We start from the raw sequence: 655 nt of genomic DNA on the forward strand, positions 1-655 counted from the left end.
GAACTTTTTGTTTACACTGAAAGTGAAGCTAAGGCCGCACATACCCTCTGGGACTTCGAGTCCGTAATATAAAATGGCATCCAACACTTTCATGGCGCAAATATGGTTTAAGATTGAGGACCTGCGAGGCCGTGTTTAGGAAATGATTTGACACTGTGAAAGAGTTGGAAGCTTCAAAACTTGATAAGGAAGCGATACTTTGTCTGATGTAATCGCATTAGATGTTTCAAAAAATCATAGTTACGTGGTTTGGTATCGAGACCGGCAGTGTCTCGATGAATTTGACTGTCCGCATAATCAACCTGGATTTAAGCATCTAAAAGAGGTTATTGATGCAGCTAATGAACCCGTCGTTTATTTTGAAGCGACTGGCGTTTATTCACGTCCAGTTGCACGTTTCTGTCAGGATAATCATGTCTTGTATGCTTGTCTAAATCCTTTAGAACTTCACCTACACTCTGAAAGTTTGCGGCGAGTAAAAACTGACTCATTAGATGCACATAAGATTGCCCGTTCGGTCGTAGAAACTCACTATCGTTTAACCAAAACCTGGACCGACTCTTATCAAAAGCTACATGAGTTAACGCGATTTTGTAAACAGGTGACTGACGATATTAAGCTCAAACAGATAAAACTGTATACGGCTCTTCAACAG

1 protein-coding gene is annotated in these 655 nt (G+C 40.8%); it reads left to right on the top strand.

Annotated elements, in window-relative coordinates; all coding sequences use genetic code 11:
• Positions 1-199 precede the first annotated feature (199 nt).
• Positions 200-655, top strand: a 456-nt coding sequence (locus CES81_RS13050; RefSeq protein ID WP_145993361.1) for an IS110 family transposase, incomplete at its 3' end; no start/stop codon positions are given.

The sequence above is a fragment of the Secundilactobacillus pentosiphilus genome (genome assembly GCF_002217985.1).
GTDB classification, from domain to species: Bacteria; Bacillota; Bacilli; order Lactobacillales; family Lactobacillaceae; genus Secundilactobacillus; species Secundilactobacillus pentosiphilus.